The sequence below is a fragment of the Romboutsia sp. BSD2780061687b_171204_C1 genome, from assembly GCF_015560225.1.
In the GTDB taxonomy this organism is placed as follows: domain Bacteria; phylum Bacillota; class Clostridia; order Peptostreptococcales; family Peptostreptococcaceae; genus Romboutsia_C; species Romboutsia_C hominis.
The window spans coordinates 164287-183695 of record NZ_JADMRK010000003.1 but is presented as its reverse complement, the minus strand read 5'-3'; the positions used below and the strand labels follow the sequence as shown (position 1 = coordinate 183695).

The 19409-nt window shown below is 27.8% G+C and carries 18 protein-coding genes; 6 read left to right on the top strand and 12 right to left on the bottom strand.

All coding sequences use genetic code 11. From position 1 onward, the window contains the following. Positions 1–2: 2 nt before the first annotated feature. The 4 genes from I2H23_RS08675 to pfkB form a co-directional block, all read right to left on the bottom strand. Positions 3–1904, bottom strand: coding sequence for a BglG family transcription antiterminator (locus I2H23_RS08675; RefSeq protein WP_195581508.1), 1902 nt, complete (start codon positions 1902–1904; stop codon positions 3–5). A gap of 328 nt (positions 1905–2232) precedes the next feature. After that, positions 2233–3084, bottom strand: coding sequence for a class II fructose-1,6-bisphosphate aldolase (gene fba, locus I2H23_RS08670; RefSeq protein ID WP_092922735.1), 852 nt, complete (start codon positions 3082–3084; stop codon positions 2233–2235). Between the two features lie 48 nt (positions 3085–3132). Further along, positions 3133–4302 carry an SIS domain-containing protein gene (gene agaS, locus I2H23_RS08665; RefSeq protein ID WP_092922732.1) on the bottom strand — a complete coding sequence of 390 codons (1170 nt, stop codon included), beginning with the start codon at positions 4300–4302 and terminating at the stop codon, positions 3133–3135. A gap of 274 nt (positions 4303–4576) precedes the next feature. Then, positions 4577–5506, bottom strand: a complete 930-nt coding sequence (pfkB, locus tag I2H23_RS08660) for a 1-phosphofructokinase (protein WP_195581507.1) — start codon at positions 5504–5506, stop codon at positions 4577–4579. Positions 5507–5737: 231 nt separating this feature from the next. On the opposite strand from pfkB, the gene I2H23_RS08655 reads away from it, so the two are divergent. Both I2H23_RS08655 and nagA read left to right on the top strand, forming a co-directional pair. Beyond that, complete coding sequence (locus I2H23_RS08655) at positions 5738–6463, top strand: GntR family transcriptional regulator (protein WP_166504776.1); 726 nt, start codon at positions 5738–5740, stop codon at positions 6461–6463. A gap of 38 nt (positions 6464–6501) precedes the next feature. Then, positions 6502–7656, top strand: a complete 1155-nt coding sequence (gene nagA / locus I2H23_RS08650; RefSeq protein ID WP_195581506.1) for an N-acetylglucosamine-6-phosphate deacetylase — start codon at positions 6502–6504, stop codon at positions 7654–7656. A gap of 171 nt (positions 7657–7827) precedes the next feature. Here the strand turns inward: nagA and I2H23_RS08645 are convergent, their stop codons facing one another. Together I2H23_RS08645 and I2H23_RS08640 are read right to left on the bottom strand one after the other, a co-directional pair. After that, positions 7828–8490 (bottom strand): B3/B4 domain-containing protein, encoded by a 663-nt coding sequence (locus tag I2H23_RS08645; RefSeq protein ID WP_195581505.1) that lies wholly within the window; start codon positions 8488–8490, stop codon positions 7828–7830. A gap of 106 nt (positions 8491–8596) precedes the next feature. Beyond that, positions 8597–8821, bottom strand: coding sequence for a helix-turn-helix transcriptional regulator (locus I2H23_RS08640; protein ID WP_195581504.1), 225 nt, complete (start codon positions 8819–8821; stop codon positions 8597–8599). Between the two features lie 335 nt (positions 8822–9156). On the opposite strand from I2H23_RS08640, the gene I2H23_RS08635 reads away from it, so the two are divergent. From I2H23_RS08635 to I2H23_RS08620, 4 genes are all read left to right on the top strand, one after another. Continuing rightward, positions 9157–9909 (top strand): polyphosphate polymerase domain-containing protein, encoded by a 753-nt coding sequence (locus I2H23_RS08635; RefSeq protein WP_195237960.1) that lies wholly within the window; start codon positions 9157–9159, stop codon positions 9907–9909. Then, positions 9903–10589: a DUF4956 domain-containing protein gene (locus I2H23_RS08630; RefSeq protein ID WP_195581503.1), complete on the top strand. Its 687-nt coding sequence runs from the start codon at positions 9903–9905 to the stop codon at positions 10587–10589. Before I2H23_RS08635 ends, I2H23_RS08630 begins: the two co-directional genes overlap by 7 nt. Positions 10590–10705: 116 nt before the next feature. Beyond that, positions 10706–11386, top strand: a complete 681-nt coding sequence (locus I2H23_RS08625) for a response regulator transcription factor (protein ID WP_195237964.1) — start codon at positions 10706–10708, stop codon at positions 11384–11386. Next, a complete protein-coding gene (locus tag I2H23_RS08620) occupies positions 11379–12575 on the top strand; it encodes a sensor histidine kinase (RefSeq protein ID WP_195581502.1) in 1197 nt (398 codons plus the stop codon). Before I2H23_RS08625 ends, I2H23_RS08620 begins: the two co-directional genes overlap by 8 nt. Before the next feature lie 52 nt (positions 12576–12627). On the opposite strand, the gene I2H23_RS08615 is transcribed toward I2H23_RS08620, so the two are convergent. The 6 genes from I2H23_RS08615 to I2H23_RS08590 all read right to left on the bottom strand — a co-directional run bounded on the left by I2H23_RS08615 (position 12628) and on the right by I2H23_RS08590 (position 19292). Beyond that, on the bottom strand, positions 12628–14571 hold the full coding sequence (locus I2H23_RS08615) for a carbohydrate-binding domain-containing protein (RefSeq protein ID WP_195581501.1): 1944 nt from the start codon (positions 14569–14571) through the stop codon (positions 12628–12630). 164 nt (positions 14572–14735) lie between these two features. Further along, on the bottom strand, positions 14736–15035 hold the full coding sequence (locus I2H23_RS08610; protein WP_195581500.1) for a nitrous oxide-stimulated promoter family protein: 300 nt from the start codon (positions 15033–15035) through the stop codon (positions 14736–14738). A gap of 54 nt (positions 15036–15089) precedes the next feature. Beyond that, complete coding sequence (locus I2H23_RS08605; RefSeq protein ID WP_330615404.1) at positions 15090–16772, bottom strand: amino acid ABC transporter ATP-binding/permease protein; 1683 nt, start codon at positions 16770–16772, stop codon at positions 15090–15092. After that, positions 16765–18534 carry an ABC transporter ATP-binding protein/permease gene (locus I2H23_RS08600; RefSeq protein WP_195581499.1) on the bottom strand — a complete coding sequence of 590 codons (1770 nt, stop codon included), beginning with the start codon at positions 18532–18534 and terminating at the stop codon, positions 16765–16767. The genes I2H23_RS08605 and I2H23_RS08600 overlap by 8 nt, the downstream gene beginning before the upstream one ends. 18 nt (positions 18535–18552) lie before the next feature. After that, entirely contained in the window at positions 18553–18867 is a 315-nt protein-coding gene (locus I2H23_RS08595) for a hypothetical protein (protein ID WP_092922696.1), read from the bottom strand. Between the two features lie 26 nt (positions 18868–18893). Next, positions 18894–19292, bottom strand: coding sequence for a YbaN family protein (locus tag I2H23_RS08590; protein WP_195581498.1), 399 nt, complete (start codon positions 19290–19292; stop codon positions 18894–18896). Positions 19293–19409: the final 117 nt, after the last annotated feature.

Below are 19409 nucleotides of genomic sequence, written 5' to 3'. Positions count from 1 at the left end.
ATCTAACCCCCTATGTAGATTTTTAATTTATACATAAACTCTTCATAAGATTGTGATCTATTTAGCATATCTACTATATCTTTATCTGCCATAATCTTAGTTAAGTATTTAGATATTTGTTTGTGAAGCTCTAGATTTCCCTTTATTAGCGAAATCATAAAAATAATTTTTGGTTTTCTATTTTCATGAATAATATCAGAGTGTACCAAAGCTACTGATATTATATTTTTATTACCTGTCATTTCAATTGGATGAGGTATTGATACCCCATTTGTATAAATGGTACTTAAATAACTTTCTCTTTCCCATACATCTTGAGGATAACTTGGAGAACAAGCACCTTCATCAACTATACACTGTGACATATTATCAAGAATATCTTTATAATCAATTTTTTCTTTTATACATCTAAAATGATTTTTATTAAACAGACTTAATATATATTTCTTAGGATTTGACAAACTCCCTATCTGGTCTGCAAATCGTACACTTTCTTTAATATTTAGATAATCTAATTCATCTAAAATTTCATTTATAAGTATAACTGGAGCATTTGTTTTGAATTGTGGATTTGTTATTGAAAAAATCAAGTCTGGCTCAAAACATACTACTTCTTCTTCATCTAACAAAGAAAAGTTTTTTATTTCAGCATTTGGAAAAATTTCTCTTAATCTTAATTTTATTAGAAATGCACTTCCCCCTCCTGATGAACATATTACTGCTATTTTATATTTTTGATTAAAACTAGCTTCTTCTCTTTTCTCAAATGGTACAGCTATATGAGTGGCTATAAAACCTATTTCCTCTTGACTTATCTTTATCTGATATTCACTTTCTATAACTTTGGAAAGTTGAATAGCTAAATTAAAAACTGTTGGATATTGCTGACTTATCTTCACCGAAAAAGGATTTTTTGTGTTATGATTCCTTTTTACACGTTCTATTAAAGACGCGATATGTAAATAAAGTAAATTAAAGAATTCTTTATCTTCTAAAAAACTAGTATTATATTTTTTATCTATACCTTTAAAAAATTCGTATATTATATCTTGAAGTTTACTTTTGTCAGCATTCATTATGGTAGCTTTTTTATCTTTAGTCCTTAGCTTTATAAGTTGCTTTAAGTAATCATTTTCCTCATAAGTAAGATAATATTTTTTGTCTTTAAAAATTTTATCTAGTAAATCATTTATTATTAAATCTTCTGTATCTAACTTTAATTCATTAATATTTTCTAATACTCTCAAATTGACCCTTATATATAAAGTAACAATTTGAGCTAATATTTCTTCAAGTTCCGTTAGGTTTGCTTCCAAATCATGCTTATTAAGTACATTTTTTATTGTGCTTCTAATATCATCTAATTTGAAATCATCTATAAATTTATCTCTATATTCCGTTATATTTCTATTTTCTTTAAAATAATTTTCTACTAATATTTTTTGAATAAATTTAACAGTACCTTCTATCTTAATTCCATAATGAGCCTTACGCTCTAACTTCAATTCTGTATCTCTTAGCTTTTTATCTACTTTTTTTAAATCATTTTTAATTTGAGATGAACTTACTAAGAATTTTTTGCTTAGCTGATCTATAGTTTTGTAACCTTCATTTACTAATAGTTCTACTATTATAGATTCTATCCGTTGTTCTGGATTTTCAATTGAATATGAGGGTAAGTTTTTTAGGTAATTCTCGAACTTTTCTTGGTCTTTAAGATTTAAAATATATCCTAGTCTAGTCTTGTATTCTAATTTAAAACCATTGCGTTCTTCTACACTTTCTATATTCTTAATTTCATTTCTAATAGTTCTAGTAGATACCCCTAGCTTATCTGCAAAATAATCTAGACTTAGATAGTCACCACTGTTTCTTAAGCATTCAAGAATAACACGCTCTCTCATATACCCACCTCCCTCAGTTATTTTTATACTTTTAAATAATGTTATGAATTGAAAACACTTTCTTTAAAAAGTCGATCTTTTCTATATTTATAGCGAAATTTATGTATCTTAATATATCATAATAAAATATATGTTTGATACAACAATAAAACCTATAGTTTATTTTTTATTATATTTTAATTATATCTTCAATCTTTTTCCAATAAAAGCCGATATTTTTCAACAATTATATGAAAAAACTATACCATTATTTAAATAAATGACATACCTTTTTCAAAAATAAAAATATCCTAGATTTATCTAAAATAAATCTAGGATATTTTTATTTTTATGCTTTATTTATAGACCCACATACAACCATTTTTTCTTTTACAAATGATTTTACTGATTGAAGTCCAGCTTTTCCATATTTCTTTGGATCTATAACTTCAGGATCTTCACTTAAAACTTTTTTTACACCGTTACTATATGCAATTCTTAATTCAGTTGCATAGTTAACTTTAACAATACCTCTTCTTATAGTTTCTTTTATAGTTTCATCAGGTATTCCTGATCCTCCATGTAATACTAATGGTACTGAAACTAATTTTTTAATTTCTGATAATCTATCTAAATCTATTTTAGGTTCTCCTTTGTATAAACCATGTGCTGTACCTATGGCTATAGCTAATGAAGACACTCCTGTTCTTTCAACAAATTCCTTTGCTTCTTGTGGATCTGTATGAGCACTTCCTTCTCCACCATCTAGATCATCTTCTTTTCCCCCAACTTTTCCAAGTTCAGCTTCTACTGGTATAAGAGATGGATTACAAGCTTCTACCACTGCTTTTGATAATGATATATTTTCTTCAAAACTTTGATGGGAACCATCTATCATTATTGATGTATAACCTGTTCTTAAAGCCCTCATTGCAAGATCAAAACTTGAACCATGATCTAGATGCATTGCTACAGGTACTTTCGCTCTCTCTGCTGCAACTTTTGCATTTGCTAAATAATAGTCAAGACCTGCATATTTTACAGTAGATGGAGTAGTTTGTAGTATGACTGGAGAATTTAGTTCCTCTGCAGCTTCTATAACAGCCATTACCATTTCCATATTCTCTACATTAAAAGCCCCTACTGCATATTTTCCCTCTTGTGCTTTTTTAAACATTTCAGTTGTCGTTACTAATGCCATATTTATACCCCCTAATTTTAATCTAAATATTTATAAATTTTCAATTTCTTACTTCTCATATTCGTGTATTATTACACCTTTTACTACTCTATTTACTGTCCCTGTTGGCGATGGTGTATCTGGTTTATTATTACATTTTACTGATGCAAATAGTGATATAGTTTGTGCAAATAATACATATGGGAATGCAAGGTATGCATCTGGTAATTTATCGTATTCTCTTTCAAATCCAAATGTTGTACCTGAGAAATTATTTTCATTTTCTACTGATATTGCACAAGTAAGTTTAGCAATTTTATCTGCATTTATTTCTTCTAAAACATCTAAATCATATTTTCTTGTGTATACATTATTGGATACAAATACAAATATAAGTGTATTTTCATCAATGAACGACTTTGGACCATGTCTAAATCCCATAGGAGAATCATATGCTGTAGCTATTTTCCCCGCTGTAAGTTCTAATAACTTTAACTGTGCTTCTTGTGTTAATCCTCCTAGACCTCCAGATCCTAAGTATACTACTCTATTAAAATCTTTATTTATTAACTCGTGTATTTCATCTTTTCTATCTAATACATTTTTACCCATTTCTATTATTGCATCTATATAAGATTTCTCTACATCTTCTTCTAAGTTATCAAATATTAACATTGCAGTTAACATCATGCATGAGAAACTTCCTGTCATAGCAAAACCTTTATCATTTGATCTTGATGGCATTAATAATAAATAATTATTTTCATCATTTTTAGTTACTTGAGCAAGTTTTCCTTCTGGAGCACAAGTTATAGCTAAATGATAAAAATTATCTACAATTTGTCTTCCTAAATTTAGAGCTGCTAAACTTTCAGGGCTATTTCCACTTCTTGCAAATGAAACTAATAATGTTGGTACATCCTTTTTTAAGTAATCATATGGATTAGAAACTATATCTGTAGTAGGTATTGCTTCAATTATACATTTTCTTATATCATTTTTATTTTTAAGATATGGAAGTATTGAATTTCCTACATAAGCTGAAGTTCCAGCACCTGTAAATATAACTCTAAATTGTCCATGCTTATTACCTATATTTTCTATAAACTTATTTAATTGCTCTTTATTATCCTTATATATTTCATAAGCTTCTAACCATAACTCAGGTTGTTGCTTTATTTCTGTTGTTGTTATTATTGCACCTAAATCTTGTAACTTTTGTTCTTCTAATTTAAACATATTACTTTCCCCTTTCATATTTTCAAATTTAAATCTGGTAATAAGGTTATAACCAGTTATTTTTAAAAAAAATATATATCATACTTAAACTATTTTATTCTCTCCCAAGTGGTAATTACCAATAATCCAAATATAAATTAATTTGAATTTTTTGTCAATAAGAAAAAGTTTATATTACTCTCCTTATAAACTTTATGCTTTAATTATAATTAAGTTTACAATTATAAAAATATGCTAAAAATAATTATTATGAACCTATTTATCTCAGATTTTACTAACTTAATTTTGTTACTTTAACTAAGCCTTGATATTTTTTAACTTCTTCTAAAGTTACAAATCCAGTTTCTATGTTAAGAGCATTACTTATACCACAAGCATTCGAAAGTTTAAGCAAGTCTTCTACTTCATATCCTCTCAAAATACCTACACTAAATCCAGCTATTGTACTATCTCCACTACCTACAGTATTCACAGCTTCTATCTTTGGTACTTTTGCTTCATATACTCCATATTCATTTAAGTAAATCATTCCATCTTTTCCTAGAGATATACACACATTTTGTGCTCCCATTTCAAGAAGTTTTTTCCCCGCAGATATAACCTCATCTCTTGATTCTACATTGGTTCTTAATATCTGTTTTATTTCATCTGTGTTAGGTTTTATTAAATATGGTTTTGATTTTAGTGCTATTTTTAATGGTTCTCCTGATGTATCTAATATAAATTTTATATTATTTTCTCTACATATATGACCTATCTTTTCATAATAATCTAGCGGCATATTTTGACAGTAGCTACCTGAAGCTATTAGTATTTTAGTATCTTTTATTACTTCTTTTATATCATTTTCAAACTTTTCTAAATCACTATTTCCTATTATTGGACCTTTTTCTAAGAACTCTGTACTTACCTTATTATCTTCAATTATATTTAAACAATTTCTAGTCTCTTGCTTTATTTCTGTAAATTTGTTTTTTATACCTAATTTTCTAAGTTCATCTTTTATAAATGCTCCATTAAATCCCCCTATAAATCCCATAGCTAGCGGATTTTCTCCTAAAATTTTGCATACTTTCGTTACGTTTAGACCCTTTCCTCCAGCAGTTGCATTTGTACTTATTACTCTTTGAACTTCACCTATATTTATACTATTTACTCTATACATTCTATCTATAGATGGATTGAATGTTATTGTCGTAATCATAATTACTTCTCCTTTTATTAATATACAAACCCCTAATCTATAACCTTCAATGTGGTTACTACCACTTTGAATATAAATTATTTTATTATTTTTGTCAATACTATGTAGTTTTAGCATAAATTAATAATTTTCCTTGCTCAGTTATCTCTATACTTTATTCATTGACAGAAATAGTTGCTCATTTTATAATTAAAATGTGGTAATAACCACTTAGAGAGGATTAAAATTTTTATGATAAACAGAAATGATAAAAGACCAATATATGATCAATTAGTTGAAATACTAAGAAATAAAATCGAAAATGAGATGGAGCCTAATGATAGGATGCTATCAGAAAGAAAAATTTGTGATGAATACGGAGTAAGTAGGACCACAGTTAGATTGGCCATGGCTGACTTAGAACATATGGGGTATATATACAAAAGACATGGAAAAGGAACTTTCGTAGCTGCACTTAATCAAAATTCACAAAATTTAATGGATAGTTATAGCTTTACTGATCATATGAAAGCTCAAGGAAAAAATCCAAGTACAAAAGTATTATCCTTTGAGATAGTAGAAAGTACAAAATATTTTGCTGAAAAGTTAGGTATAAACCCTGGCGAAAAAATAATAAAAATAATGCGTCTAAGACTTGCAGATAATATTCCTATGATGCTTGAAAGAACATATCTTCCTATGAGAGAGTTTGCGGGATTAACACAAGAAAAAGTTATACAAAAACCTTTATATGAAATATTTAGAGAAGACTATGGAGAAATTATCAAGGTGGCTGATGAGGAATTTTCTGCAGGTATAGTATCTGATAAAGAGGCGGAGCTATTGGAAGTACCAATAGATTCAGCATGCTTAAAGTTACTTCGTACTACATATAATGATAATAATATAGTTATTGAATTTACTCTAAGCGTTGCTAGAAGTGATAAATTTGTATATAAAATAAGACATTTGAGATAAGAAACATACCAAATATAATATGATTAGGGGGATCAACTTTGAAAAATTTTATTTATGCAGATAAGTTTTTTATGAAATATGGTATAGAGGAAAAAGGATACCTTAGTATAATTGATGGTAAATTTGGCAAATTTCAAAAAGAAAAACCAGATGTTAATGACAATATCATAGATTACTCAGGTAAGTATATTGCTCCAGGTTTAGTCGATACTCACATACATGGTCTTTTAAATGCAGATGTTATGGATAACACATTTGAGGCTATTAATACAATTTCAAAAGGATTACTAAAATATGGAGTAACTTCTTTTCTACCAACAACTTTGACTGATTCTATAGAAACACTAAGTGAATCTATAGAAAATATAAGTAATAATTACAAAAAAGTTGAGGGCGCAAAAATACAAGGAATTTTCTTAGAAGGTCCATTTTTTACTGAAAAACATAAAGGTGCCCAGAATGAAAAATATTTTAAGGACCCTGAAATTAATATCCTAAAAAAATGGCAAGAGAAATCAGGAAACTTAATAAAGAAAATAGCAATTGCCCCAGAACGTGAAGGTGCAGTAGAATTTACTAAATATGCTACTAAAAACAATATATCAATAGCACTTGGGCATAGTTCATCTACATTTGAACAAGCCGAGAAAGTAGTTAATTCAGGTGCTAAAATATTTGTACACACATATAACGGTATGAGCCCATTAAATCATAGAGAACCTGGAATGGTTGGAGCAGCTATGGCATTAAAAGATACATATGCAGAGCTAATATGCGATGGACATCATGTAAGCCCTATTGCTGCTAAAATAATGATGGATATTAAATCTAGAGATAATATTGCCTTGATTACAGATTGTATGAGAGCTGGTGCTATGCCTGATGGTGAGTATATTCTTGGGAAGTTCGATGTTAATGTAAAAAATGGAGTTGCAAGATTAAGTAGCGGAAGTTTGGCTGGAAGCGTATTAACAATGAATAATGCTATTAAAAATGTAATTGATTGGAATATAGCAACTTTAGAAGAGGCAATAAAAATGGCTTCATATGTACCTGCTTTAAGTTGTAATATTAATGATGTATGTGGTTGTATAGACCAAGGTATGGATGCAGATTTTATAGTTATAGATAATAATTTAAATGTACATGAAACTTATATAAATGGTGTATGTAAATATAAATCTGATAAGTAAATTTATATAGAGAGAAATATCTAAGTATGAGAGTGTAGATAGATTTGTGTAAAAACAAGCTTATCTACACTCTTTTTATTATTTTAAATAATCTTACAAAATCAACTTAACTTCCCCCTTTTAATTTTATACTAAAAAAGATGTTAGTATTTCTACCAACACCTTAATTCATTAGCTAATTACTTTAATCGAAATGTTTTTTGCACTTGCATACTTTTCTAATAATTCTTTTGCGTATTTTAAATACTCTTCTATTTCTTGCTTTCCACTAAAAGAATAAATACACATAATTATCTCACTCACATCATTAGTTATCATTGCTCTTTCTGAATCACTTGTAGGACTACCAAAAGTAGATATCTCATCCGATAATACTGGCAGATTTTCAATATTTATAAGATCTTTACCAATACCTTTATATTTTTGTCCTTCTTTCCCTATAGTCAAACATATTGGAGGTTGTGTATTGTTTATATTATAACTCCCTACCGAAAAACCAGATTTTAAAGATATTAAATTATTAATTTCTACAATGTTATTTATTTTATAAAGTCCTTTTTTCTGTAAAATTCTTCTCATTAAAGATTCTGAAGATACTCTGTATTTACTAGGTGATTTGCCTAATTTTTTATATAATTCTCTAGCATCCTTTATTCTCGGTAAACTTGCTATATCTTCTAAAGAAATTTTTTTAATTAGATCTTCACAATATTTATCTATTTCTTTTAATATGCTTTCACTACTACTTTCCACTTTTACACTTGCTTGTATACATCCTAATGTAATATCTGGACATACTTCTTTTAGCTTTTCTGAAACTTTAATATCTATCATAGTATATCAATTCCTTTCTCAATGGTAATAAATTATTGATATTTATTGATTTATAAATTATTATACTATGCAGTAAAAATATTCTTATCTCATATACAGATACTTTTTAGCACTTATTTAGAATATTTCTTGAATTATTTTGGTCTAATATTTTCTTATCAATTCTTAACTTTTGGAGACATTCAATTGGAGATACACCCATATTATTTTTAAACCATTCAGTATAATAATTCATATTATAATCTTCAATTTGAGCTAAATTTTTTAAATCTATATCATTCATATAATGCTCATTTATATATTCTACTGATGCAAATTTCTTTTCACACATAATCATCTCATAACAATATAAAAATAAATTATTTATTGAAGATGAGCTATACTTATTATTTATTTCGCTTAAAAATAAATGTTTTACTGCCTTCCACTTATCATTAAATATAATTTCTTGTACTTCCTTTTTATATTTTTTCTTTATTAGCTAATTAGCATATTAATTATATCATTTTAAAATATAAAAACACATTAGTAGTAATATCAATATATTTTTCATGGATTTCAATAGGGTTACTTAAACAAAGCAAATTTTATTTTAAGATTCATTTAAGGTTAAATTTATACAATAAAATCACAGAGATATAGAAATATTTTTTAGGATGTATTTTGATGGCGATTAAGTCATTTAAACGTTATGAAAAGAAGTTTATTTTAACTCAAAAACAGTATGATGCATTAATACCAAGATTACTAGAGTATATGAATCCAGATGAACATTGTAAGTCTGGTAAGAACTACTCTATCTACAATATATATTACGATACAGATAACAACGATGTTATTAGACATTCTATTGCTAAACCTTATTATAAGGAAAAGCTAAGACTTAGAAGTTATACTGTACCTAATAGTATAGATGATAGTGTCTTTTTAGAACTTAAAAAGAAAATCAACGGTATTGTTAATAAAAGAAGAGTTGTTCTTACTTTAGATGAAGCCTATAAATTTGTAAACCAAGGTATAGCACCTACTTCTAATGATTATATCAATAAACAAGTTATTAATGAGATACAGTATTATCTAAAAAAAAATAAAGTCTATCCAAAAGTATATATTAGCTACTCTAGAAAGGCATTTTTTGCTAACGATGATAGAGATTTTAGATTAACTTTTGATTCTCAAATTATTACTAGACGAGATGATTTAGCTTTAGAGTCTGGAAGTTTTGGACAAGATATTTTAGGCGAAAGTAAGTATTTAATGGAAGTAAAAATTTTAGGTGCTATGCCTTTATGGTTTACTAGAATACTTACTGAACTAGAAATTTACAACACTCATTTTTCAAAGTACGGGAGTGAATTTATGAATTACTGCTTAAACAATTCAAATATAGATATAAAAGGGAGAGAAAAAGTATGTTAGAAACAATAATTTCATCAACAAGTGGGGAGTCATTTACTCTGATAAATACTTTTATTGTAATAATATCATCAATTGTTTTAGGACTTTTAATTAGCGTTATATATATGAAGACAAACAAAAACACTTATAGCTCAAGTTTTACTACTACTCTTATTATGCTACCTGTGGTTATAGCTATAATAATTTTATTAGTAGGAAACAACATAGCTAGAGCATTTAGTTTAGCTGGTGCATTTTCAATAATTCGTTTTAGAAGTGCTCCTGGAGATCCTAAAGATATAGCTTATGTATTCTTTACTTTAGCTGTTGGTCTTACTTGTGGTATGGGATATATTGGATATGCTGTAATATTCACTACTATATTATGTGCAGTTATGGCAATCCTTGAATTGACTAAGTTCGCAACACCTAAAAATAAAAATATGCAACTTAAAATTACTATTCCTGAAGATTTAAACTATGAAGATGCTTTTGAAGATATATTAAACAAATACACTGACTCATTTTATATAGAAAGAATCAGGACTAGAGATTTCGGTGCATTGTTTGAATTAAATTACAAAGTTCAATTAAAGCCTAATGTAAATCAAAAGAAATTCATTGATGAATTAAGATGTAGAAATGGAAATTTAAATATAGTCTTAACGTTAGCTGGATTTGAAAATAATACTTACAGTTAATATTAACCCCTTAAAGTAATTTTAAGGGGATTTATTTTATAATTTTAAATTTAGATAATAAATGTGTAATTATTTGGTAATATATTATTAGACAATATATAAAGAGGTATATTTTTATGAAATTATTATTAGTAGAAGATGAAAAACAACTTTCCGAAGCTTTAACTCAGATTTTAATAAAAAATAATTACTCTGTTGATGCCGTATTTGATGGTGAAGATGGACTTGATTATGGTTTAACAGATGTTTATGATGTTATTATTTTAGATATAATGTTGCCTAAAATGAATGGTCTAGATGTATTAAAAGACTTAAGAAAAGAAGGAATTTCAACTCCTATTATACTCCTTACTGCTAAAGGTAGTGTTGAAGATAGAATTTTAGGACTTGATTATGGTGCTGATGACTATTTACCTAAGCCTTTTTCTCCTGAAGAACTATTGGCTAGACTAAGAGCTATAACTAGAAGAAAAGGTCCTATGGTAAATAATAATATATTGGAATTTGGAGATATTAAATTAAATATTTCTACCTATAATATGGAAGTCAATGGTACTTCTCTTACTCTAACTTCTAAGGAGTTTGATATACTAAAATATTTTATGGAAAGACCTACATCTATAGTAACTAAGGATGATTTAATCACTAAACTATGGGGCTTTGATTCTGATGTAGAGCACAATAATATTGAAGTGTATATTTCCTTCCTTAGAAAAAAATTAGCCTATGTAAAGTCAAATGTTCAAATTACTACCTTAAGAAGAGTTGGGTACAAACTGGAGGAGCAAAATGTTTGATAAGCTAAAGAAAAAATTTATACTTATTAATATGACATTGCTTACTACAGTTTTTGTAGCTATTTTTGGAACTATTTTTGCCATAACTTATACTAATATAGTTAATGAAATGAATGGTGAAATGGAAGTTTTATTAAGGGGTGGTCATAAACCTAAACCTTATTATGACTATATAATTGCAGAGTATGATAAGGACAAAAATATATTAAATACTTTTACTCGTTTTAATACTAAAATTGACAACAATAATCTAAAGGAATCTGTAGTACAAATACTAAACAATAAAAGTAGATCTGGCAAAATAGAAATAGGTGATACTAAATATTCTTATACAAAAGAAGATACTCCTATGGGCAGTAAAATTGTTTTACTAAATAGAACTTATCTGCAAAATACAGTAACTCAGCTTTTAAAGAGTTTCTTATTAGTTGGCTGTATAAGTTTAATAGCTTTATTATTTATTAGTTTTTATTTAACTAACAAGGCTCTAAAACCTATAAAAGAAACTTTTGAAAAGCAAAAACAGTTTATTGCTGATGCTTCTCATGAGTTAAAAACCCCTCTTACCATTATAAAGACCAATACTTCATTAGTACTAAGTAATCCAAATGATGCTGTAAAAAATCAGTCTAAATGGATTAACTACATTAACTCTCAATGTGACAGAATGTCTGAGTTAGTTAATGAGATGTTATCTCTTGCTAAGCTAGATGTTGAAGAAAATAAAATTGAACTCCAATCTATTAATATTAGTAAGATAGTCCAAAGTATGATGCTTGGATTTGATGCTATTATCTATGAAAATGGTATTGAATTAGAAGAAAATATCTCAAATGATATCTTTATTAATGGAGATACTGAGGGTATCAAAAAATTATTTAATATATTAATGGACAATGCTATAAAGCATAGTAATAAGAGTGGTAAAATTACTGTTGATTTATTTAAAGATAAAAATAAAGTTAAGCTAATAGTTAAAAATACTGGTGAAGGTATTGAACCTGAGTATCTAGAGAAAATTTTTGAAAGATTCTACAGAATTGATACTTCCAGGGTAAGAGAAACTGGAGGTTATGGATTAGGATTATCTATTGCTAAGTCTATAGTAGCTCAACATAAAGGTAAGATATATGCTAAAAGTAACGTAGGAAAAGATACTACTTTTATAGTAGAGCTTCCTCTTCAATAAAATAACAAACACTTAAAAAAGAGGAGCTACTGCTCCTCTTTTTTAGTATTTGTTATTGTGTTTGAATATTGTTTTCCATGCTATTTTGTGTTGGTGGTTGTTGCATACTACCATTTCTATCTGGTCTAATGCCACCTTTTCCACCTCCCATAGAACCTCCTGCTGAACCTAGGTTAGTTACACTTTCTGATACTGTAAAGCTCGTAGATTTTGTTCCTCCTGAGTATTTACCACCAGTGTATAATCCATCTTTAGCTTCTCCAGTTGAAGTTCCTCCATAAGATACTGTATATGTTGAACCTGTTTTTAATTCAGGTGATGATACTATTACTGACTGATATTGTTTTGATGGTGCAAAGGTAATTACTTCATTTCCTTTTTCATCTTCTATATGAATTATTGTGTTAGCTTGTTGTGATGATAAAGCTACGTTTACTGAGTTTTGAGAGGAAGTGGCGCTAGGTGATTGTGCCATACCTGCACTACCTGCTGCTATTAATATTCCTCCACTTATATCACAACTTCCATCATAATCTAAAGAACCATTTCCGTTATTTTCAGGACCGTTTACTATTGTTGTACCACCTGTTATTGTTATTGTGCCATTTGCATCTATACCATCTCCTCTAGCGTCTACTACTGTATACCCGCCATTTATAACTATTTCACATTTGCTAGATGAATTAAAATTATTTTCTCCTGGTCTACCACTAGTTGAAGAAGCATCATTGCCTCCACCAGCATTTATTCCATCATCACTTGATACTACATTTACATTCCCATCGTTAATTGCTATAGACTGACTCTCTATCCCTTCATATGATTTTGTAATATCTATATCTCCATCGTTTATTTCTATTTTAGAATCTGCATGTACACCATCATCTCCAGAAGATGCTTTGATATTACCTCCATTGATCATTATGGTGTCATTTGAGTGAATAGAGTCATCAGATGAATCTATATTTATGTCACCTCCAGATATTGTAATGTTAGAAGTTGCTTTTATCCCTTTTGCACTAGTAGAATCCGTTTCTTCTGTAGTAGTTGTATTATTCTTCTCTGGTGGTTGCACTCCTGGTGATTGCATTTCTGCTGGCTGCTTACCTCCCCAGTTACCCCAGTTTTCATTTTTACTACTACTATTTTTACTTCCTTCACCTGAGACTATATTTATTTCTCCATTAGATATTACTGCATTAGTTTCAGCTTGTATTCCATCTTGTCCTGACGTGACGTTTAAAGTCCCACCTTGAATATGTATATATCCTTTTTCTACATCTTCAGTATTACTAGATTTCATACCATCTTCCTTTGCATCTATAGTTATTTTACCATCTAAAATTGTAATAGAGTCTTTACCTCTTAGTCCATCTGATACTGCATTTACTGTTATTTGTCCGCCTTCTATTTTTAAGTCATCTTTACTAGTGATACCATTGTTGTAGTTTGCATTTACTACTAATGAACCTGTTCCTATTATAGTAAGGTCATCTTTACTAAAAATTGCCGCATTTGGTTCATCTGTTGTAGCATCTTCAAATACATAATTTTCTCCATCTGTTATAGTATTTTTAGTTCCCTCACTTAGCCCTATTACTACTTTTTTAGCACTTTTTACATATATAGGTGCACTATTTGAGCTTGTTATATTTGCATTGTTTAATTGTATTTGAACTTTATCTTCTTCACTTGAACTTACTACTATCTGCCCGTCCTTTAATTCTCCGCTTATGCTATAAGTACCTGCTGAAGTTATTGTTACTACATTGTTTTCTACCTTAGCACCTTCTCCGTTTATGCTTATGCTATCTCCAAGTTCTATATATGTATCTACTTCTTTTAATTCTTCGCTTTTTGTTGAATCTATTGTTTGATCGGTTACTGTAGTTTTGTTTGTATTTGTAGATGTTGTTGTATTAGTTTTTACTGAGCATCCTGTTACACTTACTGTTAAGGAAAGTGCACATAACGTTGTTAATAGTTTTTTGTTCATAATTTACCCTCCGAAAATTATATCTATTTAATTTGAATTTTTATTTGTATTCTTTTTCTTAGGATATAATAGCAACTCTACCTTAAACTAAACTTAAAAATAATCAAGTATGATATATACATCTACAAATCTATTTTAGTTTCTAAGTATATTATTAATTTATCTTATCTCTCAAAAATATGTTTTATAACTTCTATTGGCTCATGAAGTAATAGCCTTGGACCTGAAAACCTCATGACTTCTTTAATCTTAGCTCTCATATCCTTTTTATAGCAATGTATAGGACATTTACTACAAAACTTCTTTTCTTCTCCAAATTTACAAAAATCCAACCTTTTATTAGCATATTCTAAAAGTTCACTACATTCATTACATAAGCTTCCGTTTTTATGCCTATGCTTTTTATTGCAATATATATTTATCATAAGATTAATAATATTTTTCTCTTTTTCTATTCTAGTCATACTCTTTCTCCCTAATTATCTCTAATATAAAAGGGCTAAAATAGCCCTTTTATATTAGTTGAATTTAAGTGTATTATTTTTTACATAAACCTTCTTGTCACATATTGATGTACTAGATTTTCTATGTGATACCATTATTATTGTTTTATCATCTGATTCTTCTTTTATACTTTTTAATATTTGTGCCTCATTAAGTGTATCTAAATTACTTGTAGGCTCATCAAGTATTAAAACTTGTGGATTATGTAAAAATGCCCTTGCTATACCTAATCTTTGCTTTTCACCTGATGAAAGATTAGAACCTATTTCTCCAACATTAGTTTCATATCCATTAGGTAAAGTTTCTATAAACTCATGTACTGAGGCTTTTTTACAAGCACTTATTACCTCTTCAATAGTTGCATCTTTTTTACCTATTTTTAAGTTATTTATAATAGTATCATTGAATAAGAATGTTTCTTGACTTACTAATGATTGAGTTTTTCTTAATGCTTTAGTTGGAATAGTTTTTATATTCTTATTGTCTATTTCAATACTTCCATTCTCTACATCCCAGAATCTCATCATAAGTTTTAAAAGTGTACTCTTTCCGCAACCACTTTCTCCTATTATTGCAACCTTATCCCCTTTTTTAATGTTAAGATTGACATCTTTAAGTAATACTTCATCTCTATCTGCATACTTAAATTCTAAATCATTTATATTAGTATTATTCATTTCTAAATCACAATTTCCAGATACTTCTTCAACAGCAGGCACTTCATCTAATATATCGAATAATCTTTGTGCACAAGCAAATGTATGCATTAAGTTATTTGATAGGTTACTTAACGCTACAGTTGGTCCAAAAGAACTAGAAAGTAAAACTAAAGCAACTATTACTTGACCTAAGTTTATAATATCAGCTTTAAATAATTCAACACCTACGTAAAGAGTTATAAGTATTGCTATCATTATAGTTATATCAGTTAAAGCTCTTATTAAACCTTCATGACTTTTTATAACTTTCATTTTTTCATTTAATTTATCACTATTTTTATTTATTGAGTTTAGTCTATTATCGCCTTGACCAAATAATAATATTTCTTTTATACCTCTTAATGAATCAAGTAAAAAACTATTAGCTTGCCCAAATTCATTTCTATAATCAAGTCCTGCTTCACTTCCTAATTTAGAAGATAAAACTGGTATTATGTATCCTACTATTACATAAAAAACTAATCCTATAATCCCAAAGTATGGATTTATATTATATAAAAATAATGCTATTATTGATGATGTAATTATGGCTATAACTATTGGTGCTATTGTATGAGCATAAAATACTTCAAGTAATTCTATATCACTAGTTATAACTGATATTAAATTTCCTTTTTCTTTACTTTCAAGCTTAGCTGGTGCTAACTTTCTTAAAGCTTTATATACCTTGTCTCTTAGTATAGCAAGTATTTTAAATGCTATATAATGACCTGAGTATTGTTCTATATACCTTAATATACCTCTAAGTACTGCACATACTATTATTATTTTTACTGCATTTTTAAAAGTATAACCCATATCAAGACCTATAATATCTCCCATAGCAACTGCTCCAAATGTAGTTATTGCTATAGCCGCTAAAAATCCTAATACACCAAAACTTATTGTTATCATCATTACAGGTACTAGTGGCTTTAGTATTTTTATAAGTCTAAGCATTATTTTACTACCTGACAATCTTTTTCTTTCATTATTCACTTATAGCCACCTCCCTAACTATATCTTCTTTATATATATTTTCTAAGTTTTCTTGATTAGTATATAGATTCGCATATGCTGAATTATTGTTCATTAATTCCTCATGATTTCCACTTTCAGCTATATATCCTTTATCTAACACATATATCTTATCCGCATTTTTTATGTTAGCTAATCTATGTGATATAACTACTACAGTTTTCTCTTTTGCTAAAGCATATATCGTTTCAAGTATTGAGTCTTCACTTTCAACGTCAATATTTGAAGTTGCTTCATCAAATATATAAACTTCCGGATTCGTTAGTATCATTCTAGCTAAAGCTAATCTTTGCTTTTGCCCTCCTGATAAGAACGATCCATTTTCACCAACTGGAGTTTGTAATTTTTTATCAAGTCCCATTACAAAATCATAAAGATTTGCTGTCTTTAAAGCTATATATAGTTCTTCTTCAGTTGCATCTTCTTTACCCATTCTTAAATTTGCCTCTATCGTAGAGTTAAATATATACGAGCTATGACTTATAAAGCTTACTTTTTTTCTTAATTCATTAAATGGTATATCATTTAAGTTTACTTCATTTAATAGAATTTCACCTTTATCGACCTTATTTAACTTTAAAAGTAAATTAGTTATTGTACTTTTTCCACAACCACTTTCTCCGACTAAAGCAACCATTGATTTATTTTCTATGTCTATATTTACATTATGTAAGACTTTTCTTTCTTTATCATAACTAAAATCAACATTTTTTATTGATATAGAAATATCTTTTAATTTTGCTTTATTCTTATCTGATAACTCTTTTTCTTCTTCAACCTTAGCATCAAGTAAATCAAATATCTTATCAGCAGCAGCTAATCCATTCATAGCGACATGGAAAAATGACCCAAGTAGCCTCATCGGAATAAAGAACTCTGATGATAATAATATTATTACTACTGTAGATCCTATAGTAATATTGCCTTTAGAAAATTCATTAACAGCTATTAATATACCTATAGCAGAACCACCAAATGCTATTAAGTCCATTATTGTTATAGAATTTAATTGCATTGATAAAACCTTCATTGTTATATTTCTAAAAGTTTCTGCTTCTTTATTCATTTCATCATTTTTTTCTTTATCTAAATCAAATATCTTTAAAGTGGTAAGACCTTGAAGATTTTCTAAAAATGAATCTCCTAAATTAGTATATATCCCCCAGTATTTGCTTAAAAGTTTTTTAGCAAATTTCATAACTGACGCTATTGATATTGGTATCAATGGAACACATATTAAAAGTACTATTCCTGCCTTAAAGCTTATAGGTGCTATAACAGCAAATAATGTAAGTGGTGCTAATAAACTATAAAATAATTTAGGTAAGTATCTACCAAAATAAATTTCAAGTGCCTCAACTCCATCTACTGCTATTTGAACAGTTGATGATGTTGATATTGTGTCATTATAATTTACACCTAATTTTAATAATTTCTTATAAATACTTTCCCTTATTGATGCTCTTACCTTTGCTGAAGAATTATAAGAAAATATCCCTGACATATAATTGCATATAAATCTTATCAATATTAATGAACCTAAATAAGCCACATAAGCTACCATATTAAAATTCAAATCATTATTATATAATTTGTCTATTATATTTCCAACAAATAAAACTATTCCTATATTACAAATTATTGATATCCAGTTCATTAAAACTGTAAAATATACATATTTTTGAGACTCTTTACTAAGCGAAAGTAATCTTTTATTTACCATAATATTCCCTCCTGCATATTAGTTGATTATATGATATGCAAGCGCAACTGCAAATCCTATAACCGACATTAAATGTAACCATTTATATTTTTTTCTGACCTTATTAGTCCCAGATAATATTATTAATAAACTAGCTATACCTACTGGCAATATTGTAACTTCCTTATCCTTAATATAATCTGTTATTGAATATACAATCATTGCTAGTGATCCTAAACTTCCAGTTAAAATATGTAACTTTAAAATTAGTTTATTATTTATAAATTTTAAATACTTAAAAAAATATGTTATTATAGCTAACAAAAATAACATTGATCCTAATCTATGTAACATTCATGTTTTCCTTTCTACTTTTACCTTTATTGAGAATTTACTTTTAAATCATCTTGTTTTATTGTTTTTATTTTAAACATAAAGTAATAATATTTAAAACATGCTAAAGCTATTAAAAATAACCTAATATGTAAACTATCTAATATTATAATTGGAAATGCTAACATTATATCTGCGAATAATAATATACCTATCTTTTGTTTCATAGTCATAGCTCTTTCATTTACAAAGCTTTCTAAATGTTTTTTGTAAATTTTTGTTGACTTAAGCCATCTATCAAACTTTTCAGAGCCCCTAACAAAACAATATGACGCTAATAATAAAAATGGAGTAGTCGGAAGTATTGGAAGTACAACGCCTATCGCGCCTAACACAAATGATATTAACCCTACTGTTACATATATAAACTTTTTAATTTTACTCACTAGCTTTTCCCCCTAATTTAATTTACTATAACAATTCTATCATTATTAATAATCAATATCAATAACATTTTAAAATCAAATAAAAATAATTATTATGTACTTTTTGAAAACTTATAT